8 protein-coding genes are annotated in these 15,566 nt (G+C 48.2%); all 8 read left to right on the forward strand.

Annotation, left to right across the window (positions count from 1 at the left end):
- Positions 1 to 148 precede the first annotated feature (148 nt).
- The 8 genes from nifJ (at position 149) to odhB (ending at position 15,566) form a co-directional block, all read left to right on the forward strand.
- Positions 149 to 3,679 carry a pyruvate:ferredoxin (flavodoxin) oxidoreductase gene (gene nifJ / locus S1OALGB6SA_RS07335; RefSeq protein ID WP_124033033.1) on the forward strand — a complete coding sequence of 1,177 codons (3,531 nt, stop codon included), beginning with the start codon at positions 149 to 151 and terminating at the stop codon, positions 3,677 to 3,679.
- 689 nt (positions 3,680 to 4,368) lie between these two features.
- The gene (gene acnA / locus S1OALGB6SA_RS07340) at positions 4,369 to 7,050 is read left to right on the forward strand and encodes an aconitate hydratase AcnA (protein WP_124033034.1); all 2,682 of its coding nucleotides are present in this window, start codon (positions 4,369 to 4,371) and stop codon (positions 7,048 to 7,050) included.
- Entirely contained in the window at positions 7,029 to 8,762 is a 1,734-nt protein-coding gene (gene sdhA / locus S1OALGB6SA_RS07345; protein WP_124033035.1) for a succinate dehydrogenase flavoprotein subunit, read from the forward strand. Before acnA ends, sdhA begins: the two co-directional genes overlap by 22 nt.
- 67 nt (positions 8,763 to 8,829) lie before the next feature.
- Positions 8,830 to 9,552 carry a succinate dehydrogenase/fumarate reductase iron-sulfur subunit gene (locus tag S1OALGB6SA_RS07350; protein WP_124033036.1) on the forward strand — a complete coding sequence of 241 codons (723 nt, stop codon included), beginning with the start codon at positions 8,830 to 8,832 and terminating at the stop codon, positions 9,550 to 9,552.
- Positions 9,549 to 10,685 (forward strand): ADP-forming succinate--CoA ligase subunit beta, encoded by a 1,137-nt coding sequence (gene sucC, locus S1OALGB6SA_RS07355; protein ID WP_124033037.1) that lies wholly within the window; start codon positions 9,549 to 9,551, stop codon positions 10,683 to 10,685. The genes S1OALGB6SA_RS07350 and sucC overlap by 4 nt, the downstream gene beginning before the upstream one ends.
- Positions 10,682 to 11,557 (forward strand): succinate--CoA ligase subunit alpha, encoded by an 876-nt coding sequence (gene sucD / locus S1OALGB6SA_RS07360; protein ID WP_124033038.1) that lies wholly within the window; start codon positions 10,682 to 10,684, stop codon positions 11,555 to 11,557. Before sucC ends, sucD begins: the two co-directional genes overlap by 4 nt.
- The gene (locus S1OALGB6SA_RS07365; RefSeq protein WP_195910365.1) at positions 11,557 to 14,316 is read left to right on the forward strand and encodes a 2-oxoglutarate dehydrogenase E1 component; all 2,760 of its coding nucleotides are present in this window, start codon (positions 11,557 to 11,559) and stop codon (positions 14,314 to 14,316) included. Before sucD ends, S1OALGB6SA_RS07365 begins: the two co-directional genes overlap by 1 nt.
- Positions 14,313 to 15,566 carry a 2-oxoglutarate dehydrogenase complex dihydrolipoyllysine-residue succinyltransferase gene (gene odhB, locus S1OALGB6SA_RS07370; protein WP_124033040.1) on the forward strand — a complete coding sequence of 418 codons (1,254 nt, stop codon included), beginning with the start codon at positions 14,313 to 14,315 and terminating at the stop codon, positions 15,564 to 15,566. The genes S1OALGB6SA_RS07365 and odhB overlap by 4 nt, the downstream gene beginning before the upstream one ends.

The following is a 15,566-nucleotide window of genomic DNA, read 5'->3' on the forward strand; positions in this document are numbered from 1 at the left end:
CCGATTTATTTCAGTGACAACCCTTGGAGCCACAATTCTCGTCCCTCCCCGCGCTTTTCCCACCCGATACTATGGATCGCCCTTGAATTCCGCACCCGCCGCAGATATGATGAATGTTGGCAAGAAAACTTGAAAACTAGGAAAATACATGTCAGACATAAAGAAGAAGATGATTACTATCGACGGCAATGGCGCCGCGGCGCATATAGCCTACGCCTTCAGTGAGGTGGCAGCTATTTTTCCGATAACACCATCGTCTCCGATGGGAGAATATGCGGACGCTTGGGCGAGTATTGGCTTGAAGAACTTGTTTGGAAAAAGCGTGGATGTCATTGAAATGCAAAGCGAAGCCGGAGCCGCCGGCGCCGTCCACGGGGCGCTTTCGGGAGGCGCAATGACCACCACCTTTACAGCCAGTCAGGGGCTTCTGCTGATGATTCCCAATATGCACAAGATTGCCGGTGAGATGTTACCAACTGTATTCCACGTATCCGCAAGATCACTCGCTGCCCAGTCCCTTTCGATTTTTGGCGATCATTCAGATGTGATGGGAACTCGAAATACGGGCTACGCTCTAATGGCTGTGAACAATGTCCAGGAGACTATGGATCTCGCGCTGGTAAGCCATCTTTCTACGCTTAAAGGCCAGATTCCCTTCTTAAATTTCTTTGACGGATTCAGAACAAGCCACGAGATTCAAAAAATTGAGGAAATCACCTGCGATACTATCAAGCGTTTAATTGAACCCGAATACATCGCGCGTTTCCGCAACAGAGCAATGCGCCCGGAAAAACCGGTGGCCAGGGTGGCTGCTCAGAACCCGGATGTTTATTTCCAAGGCAGAGAGACAGTCAACAAGTACTATGATGCACTGCCGGGGATAGTACAGGAGTATATGGACAAGGTTGGCGCCATTACTAAGCGTACATACCAACTATTTGATTATGTTGGCGATCCGGTAGCAGAGAAAGTGATAATTGCAATGGGCTCTGGATGCGATACCATCGATCATGCCGTCAGGGTTCTCAATCTAAGGGGGGAAAAGGTGGGTGGTATCAAGGTTAGACTCTATCGCCCCTTTAGCGTAAAACACCTGACTGCGGTTCTGCCGGATAGTTGCAAAAAAATCGCGGTGCTTGATCGCACCAAGGAACCCGGTTCCATTGGCGAGCCTTTGTACATGGATGTCGCCACCTCCCTGGCACAAAAAGATATCAAAATAATCGGAGGACGCTATGGCCTGTCGTCTAAAGAATTCACCCCGAGCCACGTCAAGGCAATTTTTGACCATCTCGATGCGAAATGCACTCATGATTTCACGGTTGGAATCAACGACGATGTCACCAACCTTTCACTGGAAATAACAGACGAACTGCGCGTTGTCCCAGATGATGTTGTAAGCTGTATGTTTTGGGGGTTGGGTTCTGACGGTACGGTTGGGGCAAATAAGAACTCAATCAAGATAATAGGCGACAATACCGACATGAATGCTCAGGCCTACTTCGTATACGATTCAAAAAAGTCGGGTGGGATTACCACCAGCCATCTCAGATTCGGCAAGAGTGCTGTCAATATGCCCTGGCTGATAGAAAGAGCCGATTTTGTCGCCTGTCACAACCCAGCTTATATCGGTCGCTACGATATGCTCGGCCCGCTGAAGGAAGGGGGAACTTTTCTGCTCAATTCAAAAGTACCCGTTGATAAGGTATTCGCCAGTCTGACAGTGAAAGAACAGAAGATTATTATTGAAAGAAAAATCAGATTGTTTGTCATCGACGCCCTGAAAATTGCCAGGGAGGTTGGGCTTGGTAAAAGGATCAACACGGTAATGCAGGTCTGCTTCTTCAAAATCGCTGGAATTCTTCCGGAACAGGAAGCCATTGGGCTGATGAAGAACGCCATAAAAAAATCGTTCTCCAACAAGGGTGAAGATATTGTAAGAATGAATTGGAACGCGGTTGATAAAAGCAGTGAAAAACTGATTGAGGTGGATGTTCCTGAGACGACCGTAGCGAATTCCTATGTAGCCCCCGTGCTGATTCGAGAAGACGCTGGTGCCTTTGCGAGGGACGTTATACTTCCAACCATGACATTGAAAGGAGACAACATTCCGGTTAGCAAAATGTCCTTCGATGGCACTCTGCCAATAGGCACCACCCAGCTTGAAAAAAGGGGAGTGGCTCCCCGAGTACCCAAATGGATAGAGGTGAATTGTATCCAATGTAACCAGTGCGTTCAATCTTGTCCTCATGCTGCAATTCGCGCGAAGCAAATAGCCCCTGGAAATCTCGATGGAGCTCCGGAAACCTTTACAACTCTGAAATCCAAGACAAAAAACGAGAGGGAACTTCGTTACAGGCTTCAAGTATATATCGAGGACTGCCAGGCCTGCGGCGTTTGCCTGGCAATCTGCCCCGCCAAGAACAAGGCACTCGAATGGAGTCCCATAGAGGCGGAAAGGGAAGCTGGTGAGAATATGAATGAAAAATTCTTTTCTTCCCTTCCCGAAGATGTTTTGGACGGCAGTCCTGACACCTCGGTAAAAGGACTCCAATTCAAGCAGCCGCTCTTCGAATTCTCCGGCGCTTGCGCGGGCTGCGGCGAAACCCCATATGTAAAAATGATGAGCCAAATTGCGGGAGACAGAATGATAGCCGCAAATGCAACAGGTTGTTCCTCAATTTATGGCGGCACTTTTCCAACCATACCCTACTGTAAGAATAGCGAGGGCCTGGGGCCAGCTTGGGGGAACAGCTTGTTTGAAGACAATGCTGAATATGGTTTTGGCATTCGCCTGGCAGTGGATAACAACCGTGCTCTTCTCAAAGTGAAGGTGGAAGAGATACTCAGAATAGGCACTACTCCTGAACTCAGCGCCGCACTGAAAAAGGCTCTGGAAATTTTCAACAAAACTGATCAGGAGGCCAAAAACCACCAGCGAGTAGTTCAAAATCTTTTGCCTACCGCGAAATCATCGGCAAAGGGCGCGGCTTCTGAAACCATAACGACGATTATCGAACTCCAGGATTATTTCGTTGACAAATCGATTTGGATAATAGGTGGCGATGGTTGGGCATATGATATCGGATACAGTGGGCTGGACCATGTGATAGCACTCGGAAAGAACGTCAATATACTGGTAATTGACACCGAGGTTTATTCCAACACCGGAGGTCAGGCATCAAAATCTACTCCCATCGGCGCCGTGGCAAAATTTGCCAGCAGCGGCAAAAAATTGCCCAAGAAAAATATGCCCTTTATGTGCATGAACTACGGCCACGTCTATGTTGCATCCATATCTCTTGGAGCAAACCGCGCCCAAGCACAGAAAGCGATGATGGAGGCAGAGTCCTATCCTGGTTCCTCAGTAATCTTTGCCTATGCCACCTGCATCACCCATGGCATTGACATGTCAATGAGCCAGGTGGAAATGAAACGAGCCGTGGAATCCGGATATTGGCCTCTGTTTCGCTTTGACCCCCGATTGGAAGAAGGCAGCAGGTTCCAGTGGGAATCTAAGGAACCGTCACTGGGATTTCAGGAATTCATCCGCGGCGAGCGACGCTATACCGCTCTTCGAAAAACGAATCCCAGCGAAGCTGAAACTCTTTTCGAGCAAGCAGAAGCAGACTCGCGCCATCGGATGAATCTCTTAAAAAAGATAGGAGACATGATGTAACTCATTTCGCGAGCCACTCCTCTTTGTCACAGTTCAATACTCATAGCAAACCCTTCCAAATATAACGATGAGTTTTCCGACACAATAGTTCTAAGGAGCTTTGAAAAACCGTCACGGCCCTTGAGGGCCCATCATCACTTCACGTGTTTACGAGAACTCAAATTGCTCAAGGACAAAATGAATTCACTCAGAGCGTATACTTGCCCAGAAGCATCTATGTTCCTTATTCTCACATCATTCATTTATAACTGGGCTGCATATGCGAAAATAATAGCGGTCAACGTTAATTGTATGCGGAAGAAGATGAACCTTATCCAGGCCGAATTTGCCAAGCGTACTGAATTTAGCCCTGGTTATATGTGCGGTATTGACGCGCACGGCGCTAGAAAGAGCCAGGTGCCAGCAAATTAACTGAAGTTGCGGAAGTGTTGGAAATAGAACAACTCCCGCTCTTTATGTGAAGATTCCCCGATAGCCACAAAAATTTAACCAGATTTGCAGACAAGCCAGAGGCCTTTGACAAAGATATATCCGAAGTTCATGATGATGTGGGATTGGACAATCACCTACCAGAATAAGAAGAGAACTGAATAGATTCAAAATTCGCGGAATTGATTCTCAGATCGCCCTTGATACATATCGAGAATTAATCCATTATTGGCAGGAATATATTCCTAGCGAGTCTTAGAATGACTACAGGGCAATTACAGGTGGGGAGTAGGAAGTACAGATACTGTGATATCCAGGAATATTCGAAATCCGAAGGTATCAATATCAGCAAACTTCCCGTTTCACTCAAAATTCTTCTGGAAAACCTTATTCGACATCAAGCCAAGGGCGTAGTGAGTGCTGAAGATGTTCGAGCCCTGGCAGCGTGGGAATCCGATAAAATTCCTAATCGGGAAATTGCCTACCATCCTACACGGATAGTGATGCAAGATTTTACAGGTGTGCCGGCCCTGGTAGATCTTGCCGCTATGCGAGATGCACTCGCTGACTTTGGCGGAGATGTACTGAAAATCAATCCCCAAATTCCTGTTGATCTTGTCATCGATCATTCTATAACGGCCGACTATTACGCAAATGACGAAGCTTTCAATCTCAATATAAATCTGGAATTTGAGCGCAATCTGGAGCGTTACAGATTTTTGAAATGGGGGCAAATCGCTTTTAAGAACTTTCGCGTTGTTCCCCCAAGTACGGGGATAATTCACCAGGTTAATCTTGAGTACCTCGCAAAAGTAGTTTGGTCGCGAACTGAAGAGAGTGAAGTTCTTGTCTATCCTGATACAGTGGTAGGTACGGACAGCCATACAACTATGGTGAACGCTATGGGGATTTTGGGTTGGGGTGTCGGCGGAATTGAGGCGGAGGCCGCAATGCTAGGGCAACCGGTAACAATGTTGATACCGGAGGTACTTGGCATCCGCCTGGATGGCGAATTGCCGCCTGGTTGCACCGCAACCGACCTTGTTCTACGTGTAGTCAAGATACTTCGAACCGAGGGTGTGGTAGGCAAATTTGTTGAGTTCTTTGGGAAGGGTCTTGATTCGTTATCGCTAGCCGACAGGGCCACAATCAGCAATATGGCACCTGAATACGGCGCCACTTGTGGCTTTTTCCCCATCGACGACGAACTAATCTCCTATCTGAAGCTCACTGGGCGTGAACCCGATCAGGTGGCCTTGGTGGAGGCCTATGCCAAGACTCAAGGGCTTTGGCGCAATGATGCTGCTCCAGCGGATTATAGCAAAGTGCTCAGTCTCGATATGGGCAAAGTATTCCCGGCGATGGCTGGTCCTAGTCGTCCCCACGATCTTAGCCCCCTAAACGAAGTGTCAGGAAATTTTCGCCAGGCCTTAGGCAGTTTATATGGAATAGCAAAGCTTACAGCATCGTCCCCCATTGAGAGCATGGATCACGAACTCAAGCATGGAGATGTGGTAATTGCGGCCATAACCAGCTGCACCAACACCTCAAATCCTTCAGTTCTCATTGCGGCCGGACTATTAGCGAAGAAGGCCTTTGAAAGAGGTATCAAATCGAAACCCTGGGTAAAAACCTCGTTTGCCCCGGGCAGCCAGGTGGTTACCTCATACCTGGAAAAATCAGGTCTCACCACCTATCTCAATGCTCAAGGCTTTCAGCTTATTGGCTATGGGTGTACTACGTGCATCGGAAATTCAGGCCCGATTCCATCGGCAATAAGGGAAGCAATAAATTCCGCAGAACTTGTTACCGTTAACGTCCTCTCAGGGAACAGAAATTTTGAAGGCCGCGTGCATCCAGATTCAAAAGCAAGTTATTTGGCCTCACCACCCTTGGTGGTTGCCTATGCGCTTGCCGGCACCATATTCATAGATTTTGAGAAGGAGCCAATCGCTCAGGATAAGAACGGGGAACCGGTCTACCTAAGGGATATCTGGCCGTCACCCGAAGAAATAAAGATAGCCCTCGGCACATATCTCACACCAAAACTGTTTAGGGAAGCTTACTCTGATGTATTCGTTGGACCCAGGCAATGGCAGACTCTCGAGGCTCCATCAGGCATATGCTATGAATGGGAGCCAGATAGCACCTATATACGGAGGGTTCCATTTTTCGACGATTTAACTAAGACTGAAAAGAACGATATCATAGGCGCCCGCTGCCTGGCCATTCTTCCCGATTCAACTACCACCGATCATATATCGCCCGCCGGAAGCATTCCTCGCGATGGACCAGCAGGAAGCTACCTCGCGGGAAAAAGCGTCATGCCCAAAGATTTCAATTCGTTTGGTAGTCGCCGCGGCAACCACGAAGTTATGATGAGAGGTACTTTCGCGAATATCCGAATAAAAAACGCCATGGCAGATCAGAAAGAAGGCGGATATACCAGGGATTCCAACGGCCAAATTGCCACTATCTTCGATGTCGCGGAGAATTGGCGGGAAAAGGGTGTACCTCTCATTGTGCTAAGCGGGAAAGAGTATGGTGCCGGTTCGAGCAGAGACTGGGCAGCCAAGGGACCCATGCTTTTGGGCGTAAGAGTCGTTATCGCACAGAGTTACGAAAGAATTCATCGCTCGAACCTAATTGGCATGGGCATTTTGCCCCTCGAATTTCAAGGCGGAACTTCGGCCAGTTCCCTGAGCCTTGATGGCACAGAAGAATACTCAATTACTGGTTTAAAAAATCTCAACCCCGGCTGCAAGTTGACAGTAGTGGCTAAAACAGCCGCCAGGAAAGAAATCAAGATACTAGTGCGCTGTCGAATTGATACAGAGACGGAAATGGATTACTGGGAAAACGGCGGCATTCTCACATATGTACTAAGAGATTTACAGAAAAGAAATCAGGGAGATGGTCCATGCTCATTGAATACGATGTAGTGATTGTCGGGTCTGGAGGAGCTGGACTATATGCAGCACTTGAGGCTTCCGGCGCTGGAAAAACCGCGGTTATCACCAAGTTATATCCCCAACGAAGTCATACTGGCGCGGCGCAGGGAGGTATTGGAGCGGCGTTGTGCAATGTAGAAAAAGACAGACCCGAATGGCATGCCTTCGATACCGTTAAAGGCGGCGACTATCTGGTTGATCAGAATGCGGCGTTCATTTTAGCCGATGATGCGCCTCGCGCCGTATACGATTTGGAGAATCGCGGACTCCCATTCAACCGCACTCCGGAAGGCAAAATCGATCAAAGACGTTTCGGAGGCCATACCCGTGAATTTGGCGCCGCTGCGGTTCGAAGATCCTGCTATGCGGCTGATCGCACCGGCCACATGATACTCCAAACTCTGTACCAACAGTGCATAAAAAACAATGTTGTATTCCACTACGAATGGCAGGTAATCGACGTACTCCTGGAGGGAACTAGATTAACCGGCCTTATCGTACTCGAATTGAGCACAGGCGAATTGCATCATGTGCGTGCGAAGTCCGCACTTTTCGCAACTGGCGGCTTCGGCAGAATGTTCAAGGTAACCTCGAACGCCATTGCGAATACCGGTGACGGACCCGCTCTGCTATCACGAGCCGGAGTGCCGCTTATGGACATGGAATTCTTTCAATTCCACCCAACTGGTATCAGGAATATGGGAATACTTATCACCGAGGGCGTTCGCGGAGAGGGCGGTATACTGCTGAATCGAAACGGTGAACGCTTCATGCAAAGGTATGCGCCCACCCTGATGGATCTCGCTCCGCGAGATATGGTGAGCCGAGCCATTATGACTGAAATAAACGCGGGAAATGGGATTAGGGGAGACAAAAAAATGGACGACTGGGTAAATCTCGATGCGAGTCACCTGGGCAGGGAAACCGTTGAAACAAAAATTCCCGATATTGCCGATTTCTGTCGAACCTACCTCGGAGTGGATCCCGCCGTTGAAGCGATGCCAGTTCAACCAACCGCTCATTACGCGATGGGAGGAATACCCACCGATATCGACGGCAGAGTTACGGATGGAAAAAGAATTTGGGAGGGATTATACTCCGCCGGCGAATGTGCATGCGTGTCGGTTCACGGAGCAAACAGACTGGGGACAAACAGCCTGGTTGAACTGTTGGTGTTTGGAAGAAGAGCAGGACAGAGCATGGCAAATTTTGCTTGCGGATCGGAAGCGGCTAAGCCCAGTTCGGATGCAGAATACAAAATCAAGCATTGGAGAAAACGAATCGCCAAGTTGAAAGAAGGCGGAAGGCACTCCGGCAGCATATATGAATCCATGAAAAAAACTATGACGGCGAACGTTGGTGTTTACAGAAATGGTAAATCCATGGAAAAGGCGATAGAAGATATAACGAAACTTAGAAATACCTACTCTGAAATTGGCGGTCAAGATAGAGACGTCAATTTCAACAGTGAAATTTCATCCATACTTGAACTTGAAAACTTATTGGATCTTGCCCTTCATACCACGTCTGCGGCGCTGGTTCGAACCGAAAGTCGGGGGGCCCATTCAAGGGAAGACTACCCGGATAGGGATGATGATAAGTGGCTAAAACATACTTTGAGTTACCTGGATGGAGACAGTATCAGATTGGATTCAAAACAGGTGGACGTGAGTAAATGGGAACCAAAACCCAGGCTGTATTAGAAGCCAATCTCCACTTCCCCCTCTTTGCCGAGCGGAAATCCTTGAAACCCATGAAGGAGGAAACCAGATGAATGTAAGGCTGGATATATACCGTCACAATCCTGAGTATTCAAATGATAGTCGACGCCAAACCTACAGCGTGGAAGTTCAGCCCACCGATCGGATTCTAGATGCGCTCATGTACATATCCAGAAATGTTGATGGCACCTTGGCATTTCGAAAGTCCTGCGCACATGGTGTCTGCGGTTCTGATGCGATGCGGATATCCGGTAAGGAGCGTCTCGCTTGCAAAACTTTGATAGGCGAGGTGGTGGAGAATGACGGCGACACAATTACCATAGACCCTCTAAACAACATGAAGATTCAAAAGGATTTAATGGTGGATCAAACCGAATTTCTCATGAAATTTCGTTCCGTCGAACCCTTTCTGAAACCCAGGGAAGCCCCGCCAGACTCCGCAGAATATATCCAATCACCCGAAGCCAGAAACTTGATTGATGAGGCTACAAAGTGTATTAACTGCGGGGCATGTTATTCGGCATGCCCTGTCCTTGCAGCCAAGCAGAATTTCATTGGTCCGGCGGCCCTAGTAACCGCGGCAAGATTCGTCTTCGATAGCCGCGACAAGGGACTTCCGGATCGTCTAAAAATTCTCAATCATCCAGATGCCGTGTGGTCCTGCAAGAATCATTTCAACTGCACCAAGGTTTGTCCGAAGGGCATCAAAGTTACCAAGTTGATAAACCTTTTAAAGAGGGCCATCAGAAATGAATTGGAGAACAAAACATGAAAGTTCACGAATACCAAGCGCGCGATTTGTTTAAAACCTATAATATCCCGGTGAACGACTACAAATTGGTTTCGAACGCCAAGGAAGCTCGCGAGGCATCAATGGCATGGAAACAAGTTGTCGTAAAGGCACAGGTGCTAGTCGGCGGACGCGGAAAGGCGGGGGGTGTAAAACTCGCTAATTCTCCGGAAGAAGTGGAAGCTAAGGCAGCAGTCATTTCGGGACTTGAGATAGGGGGATATCGCGTAGACAAAATGCTAGTTTGTGATTCCGCGTCAATTGAGAAAGAATACTATTTGGGATTGATTCTGGACCGATCCCGACAGGGTATTACGCTAATGCTGACAGATCAGGGCGGCGTCGATATTGAAGAATTGGCCGAAATCAATCCCAGCGCGATTCATAGGTTAACTCTGCATCCTCACAAGGGCATCGATGGAGCAACTTTGGATTCCTTCCTGGCCAATTCCATCTCCTTGGAAGGATTGCGCAGGCAGGCTATCTCAACCATCAAGAATCTATATTCCCTCTTCTTGGAAAACGACGCCTCTTTAGTTGAAATCAATCCCTACGCTCTAACACCCGGCGGAAAAATGCTGGCGCTTGACAGCAAAATAAATTTCGACGATAACGCCCTATTCAAGCATCCGGAAATAGAAGCCCTGAGAAACCCTGAAGAAAGCAGTCCCGACGAGCTGGAAGCCAGGACTAAGGGTTTGAGTTTTGTGAGCCTGGATGGAGATATAGGCTGTATGGTGAATGGCGCCGGATTGGCAATGGCCACTTTGGATCTGATAGAACTCCACGGAGGAAAGGCCGCCAATTTCCTGGATGTTGGCGGTAGTTCAAATCCTCAAAAAGCGGTGGATGCATTAGGCATAATCCTAAGAAATAACAGAATTAAGGCCATTTTAATAAACATTTTTGGTGGAATAACTCGCTGCGACGATATTGCCAATGGCCTGTTAATGGCGCGAAAAAAACTGGACATTGACGTACCACTAATCATACGCCTGGTAGGTACCAACGAAAAAGAAGGAAGAGCCATTCTCAAGGAAGCTGGACTTGATGCCATATACGATTTGGATGATGCAGTAAGGAAGGTTATAAGAGCGGCTCGAGGAGTCTCATGAGCATACTGGTAGACAAGAATACAAGAGTGATAGTTCAAGGAGCAACCGGACGCGACGGTTCATTTCATACGAGAAAAATGAAGGAGGATGGAACCAACATTGTCGGCGGTATAACCCCTGGTAAGGGTGGATTGAAATTGGACACAATTCCAATATTCGACAGTGTGTCAGAGGCGAAAGAAGCCACCGGTGCAAATGCAAGCGTGATATTCGTACCCGCCAAGTTTGCCTCATCGGCCATAATCGAGGCCTCAGATGCCAGTATTCCGCTCATTGTATGCATTACAGAAGGTGTGCCTGTGCTAGACATGGTTAAGATATACCACCTGGTTCGCTCTCGATCGGGGGTTCTAATCGGCCCGAATTGCCCTGGTTTGATTAGTCCTGGAGAGTGTAAGATAGGTATCATGCCGGCTCCCATTCACCGACGGGGTAGTATTGGAGTAATCAGTCGATCTGGCACCCTAACCTACGAGGTAGTAAATTGCCTAAGCAATGCTGATATGGGCCAATCCACCTGTATTGGCATCGGAGGCGATCCTATAATTGGAACTGACTACATAGAACTTCTGGAGCTATTCGAAGCCGATAAGAATACAGATGCTGTTGTTCTAATTGGAGAAATTGGTGGTGATTCAGAAGAAAGAGCTGCCGGTTTCATCAGAAGAAAAATGAAAAAACCCGTTGTTGCTTTTGTATCTGGGCGCTCAGCTCCGGAAGGGAAGCGAATGGGGCATGCTGGCGCCATCATATCTGGCGGACAGGGAACCGCAGCAGCCAAGGTGGCAGCTTTCAAGGCCGCAAATGTTGCGGTGGCGGATACACCAAGCGAAATCCCAGGTTTAGTCGCAAGACAACTGGAGAGGCAGTAGTGCGCGAATTCCTATCTGGATCAAACACGCTTTGGCTGGAGAATTTATTTGAGAATAGTGAAAATCTATCAGAGTGGGAAAAGATTCTCGAAGCTGATACAGAGAAGGTCGGCACCATCAGCGAAAACAAGAATCGTCAGCATCAGGTCGACACATTGGTGGAAAGCTATCGTGAACTCGGTCATCTTTACGCCGCTATCAATCCACTTGGCTCATATATGCCGCCAAATCTCAGATACGCCTGGATAACTCAGCAAGGAATCAGGAAAGAATTAGAACCATCCACATACGGGTTGGGTGATGCCGAGATGGAAGAGATTTTCACCGCGCCGGCATCTTTCAATCCTCCCCGGGCCACTTTGCGTGAGATTATTCATCGGATGAATCGGGTTTATACCGGCCCCATGGGCTCCGAAATCATCCATATCAGAAATAGGCCCATGAGACGGTGGCTAATACAACAGATTGAGAATCAAGATACCTTGAAAACGTGGGAAAACGAGGAACTGAGGTGCTGGCAGCGCGATCTAATTCGAACAGAGGAATTCGAAACCTTTATTCATTCTCGATTCATCGGGCAGAAGCGATTCAGCCTGGAGGGAACAGATGTATTGATTCCTGCTCTGCGCTATCTTTTCACTCAGGCGGCTAGACGCAACATAAAGGATATCGTAATCGGTATGACTCACCGTGGACGACTCAATGTCTTAACCAATGCGATGTTAAAACCCGCCACCGAAATATTTGCGATGTTCGAAGGATTCTATTTTCCTCATACCTATGGCGGTGCTGGTGATGTCAAATATCATATAGGACAGAGCACCGACTTTGAAATTGACGATGGGCGGACAATTCACATCAGTCTGGTTTCAAATCCAAGCCACTTGGAGGCCGTAGATCCTGTGGTTCAAGGCAAGGCAAGAGGCACACAGCGATTGAAAAAAGATGAAACTCGTAAGCTGATTCTTCCCGTACTCGTACACGGAGACGCTGCCTTTTCCGGCCAGGGCATCGTGGCCGAAACCTTCAATATTTCTCAACTCAGAGGCTATAGGACAGGCGGCACCATTCACATAATCGCAAATAACCAAATAGGTTTCACGACTGCCAGCTCAGACTCCAGATCGACTTTTTTCGCCACTGATATCGCAAAGGTGATGCCGGTTCCAATACTCCACGTAAACGCCGATGAACCTCCGGCTGTAATCCGTGCCATAGAGTTGGCATTGAGATGGCGACAGAAGTTTGGTCAGGATGTTGTAGTGGATATAGTTGGATATCGACGACTGGGCCACAATGAGGCAGATGAACCTTCCTTCACTCATCCGATTATGTACGAGTTAATCCGTAAGCATGATACCGTTTCCACTATATTCGGCGACATACTGGATAAAAACGGTATATTCACGAAAAAAGAGCAGGAAGATTTCAGGAAAAACTATGTAGAGGAGCTGAAAGAAGCCCGGGAGAAGGCGAAAAAGTTAACCGACTATCACGGATTCCAAACATTGGCGGGCAATTGGTCCAAAATAAAACGCGATTACAGTTTCGTTTTCCCCCACACAGGCGTGCCGGAGAAGGAACTTAGAAGGATCGCCGCAAAACTCATTGAAATTCCCCATGGTTTTGAGCTTCATCCCAAGCTGGGACGCTTCGTGAAAAATCGCCACAAGATGATTGAAACCGATGTCGGCATCGATTGGTCTTTTGCAGAGAGTTTGGCGTTCGGTTCTCTTCTAAGCGAAGGCCAATCTGTGCGTCTCTCGGGTGAAGACTGCGGCAGAGGCACTTTCAGCCAGCGGCACGCGGTATGGTGGGATGTGTCCTCGAAGACTCCTGAACAATATACCCCACTTAGCCAGTTAGCTAGAGGAAACGCCAAATTCAGCGTGTACGACAGCCCTCTTTCCGAGTTCTCCATCCTTGGATTCGAATACGGCTATTCCCTCGCAATGCCCGAAATTCTTGTTCTCTGGGAGGCTCAGTTTGGAGACTTTGCCAATGGGGCGCAGGTGATAGTAGACCAGTTCATCAGTGCCGGTGAATCAAAATGGGCGCGGCATAGTGGATTGGTGTTACTGCTCCCCCATTCCTACGAGGGACAGGGACCGGAGCATTCAAATGCCTATCTCGAGCGATATCTCTCGTTGTGTGCAGAAAATAACATGCAAGTTGTCAATCTGAGCACACCGGCCCAGTATTTTCATGTACTCCGTAAGCAACAAATTCAGAAATTCCGAAAACCTCTGATAATAATGACTCCGAAGAGCCTTCTTCGACACCCCGGTGCCCGATCTCCCATCGCTGATTTCTGCACTGAAAACTTTCAGACAGTCCTCGACGACCCGGAGCGTCCAGATGAGGTGGAGAGACTCGTCATCTGCTGCGGACATCTCTGGTATGATTTAGTGTCTAAACGTAGAGAGCTTATTGCTGAGAATCCGCAATCACCCGCCAGTAGAACGAGAATAATTCGACTTGAACAGATTTATCCCTTCCCTGAAGAGACTTTGCGAAATCTAATCGGAAAGAGCCCCGAAGCCAAACATCTCATATGGGCCCAAGAGGAACCAGCAAACCGGGGTGCATGGAATTTCTTAGCCCAGCGTTTATTCGATATCAGCGGCGAATCCTGGTGCTACGCTGGTAGACCGGAATCGGCCAGTCCCGCGAGCGGCTCTCATGGAAAACACGAAGAAGAATTATCTAACCTAATTGTGCAAACCTTTGGATCAAACAGCGACGGGAGTAAGAAATGAACAAAGTGGAAATTAGGGTGCCTGCGCTTGGGGAATCAATCTCCGAAGGACTGCTGGCCAACTGGTCAGTAAAGAATGGATCGACCGTAATTGAAGGCCAGGCACTATGCGAGCTTGAAACTGATAAAACCACCATTGATATAACAGCTCCGGCTACTGGAACTCTCAATATTGCCGTGTCCGAGGGAACTGACGTTGCAATCAATCAGGTGCTGGGTGTGATTAACACAGGTGAGGGTCAGAAATTGAAACCCGATGCAAAACAAGCGAGTTTGAACGGGGTTGACAAGGAAAACGCAACGCACTCAGTGAAGAGAAGTCCATCAGCAAAAGCTGAAGCCTCAAGAAGTGGTACTGATATAAGCAGGATTTCTGGAAGCGGTCGTGACAGACTCATTACCAAGTCCGACGTCATCGCCGCAAGTTCCGGCGATAATCCACTGGAAGTCCATGATAATTTCGAATCTGCGGGCCAAGTCCGAAAGCGCGAGAACTCACAATTACGCATTGTCGAGCCTGCTGAAACTATTGACCAAATTGAAAAAGCTGACACAGGTGAACATCGCAAAGCACTGAGCAGGATTCGAAAGATAATCGCGGCAAATTTGACTAAAACACAGTCGGAGCTTGTTCTTTTGACAACTTTCAATGAGGCAGATATGAGCGCAATCAAGTCCATGCGCGGGCGCTATAAGGATGCTTTTCAGAAAAAACACGGCGTTAAGCTTGGGTTCATGAGCTTCTTCCTCAAGGCTTCGGCGGCAGCATTGAATTCATTTCCTGAACTCAATGCCTATATCGACGGCGACGAAGTAGTGTACCGGGAACGCATAAACATCAGCGTGGCGGTTTCAACTCCAAGGGGTTTGATAACCCCAGTGGTACGCAATGTCCAAACCAGGGGATTTGGCGAAATAGAAAGAGAAATTGCAGATTTTTCTGTCCGTGCAGCTAATAAAACCCTGATGCCGGATGATTTGATGGGTGGCAGCTTCACCATTAGTAATGGAGGCGTTTTTGGAAGCCTGCTTTCCACGCCCCTGCCGGCGCCGAAGCAAACCGCCATACTCGGAATGCACTCGATAGTCGATCGACCGGTGGCAATCAACAACGAGGTGCACATTCGTCCGATGATGTACCTGGCCTTGAGCTACGATCATCGACTAATCGACGGAAAAGAGGCTGTGGGTTTTTTGAAAGAAATCAAGAGAGGCATTGAGAATCCAGAATGCCTCCTTTTAGAGATTTAG

Origin of the sequence: Olavius algarvensis spirochete endosymbiont, assembly GCA_900608495.1 — a bacterium.
GTDB lineage: Bacteria > Spirochaetota > Spirochaetia > DSM-2461 > DSM-2461 > UBA2779.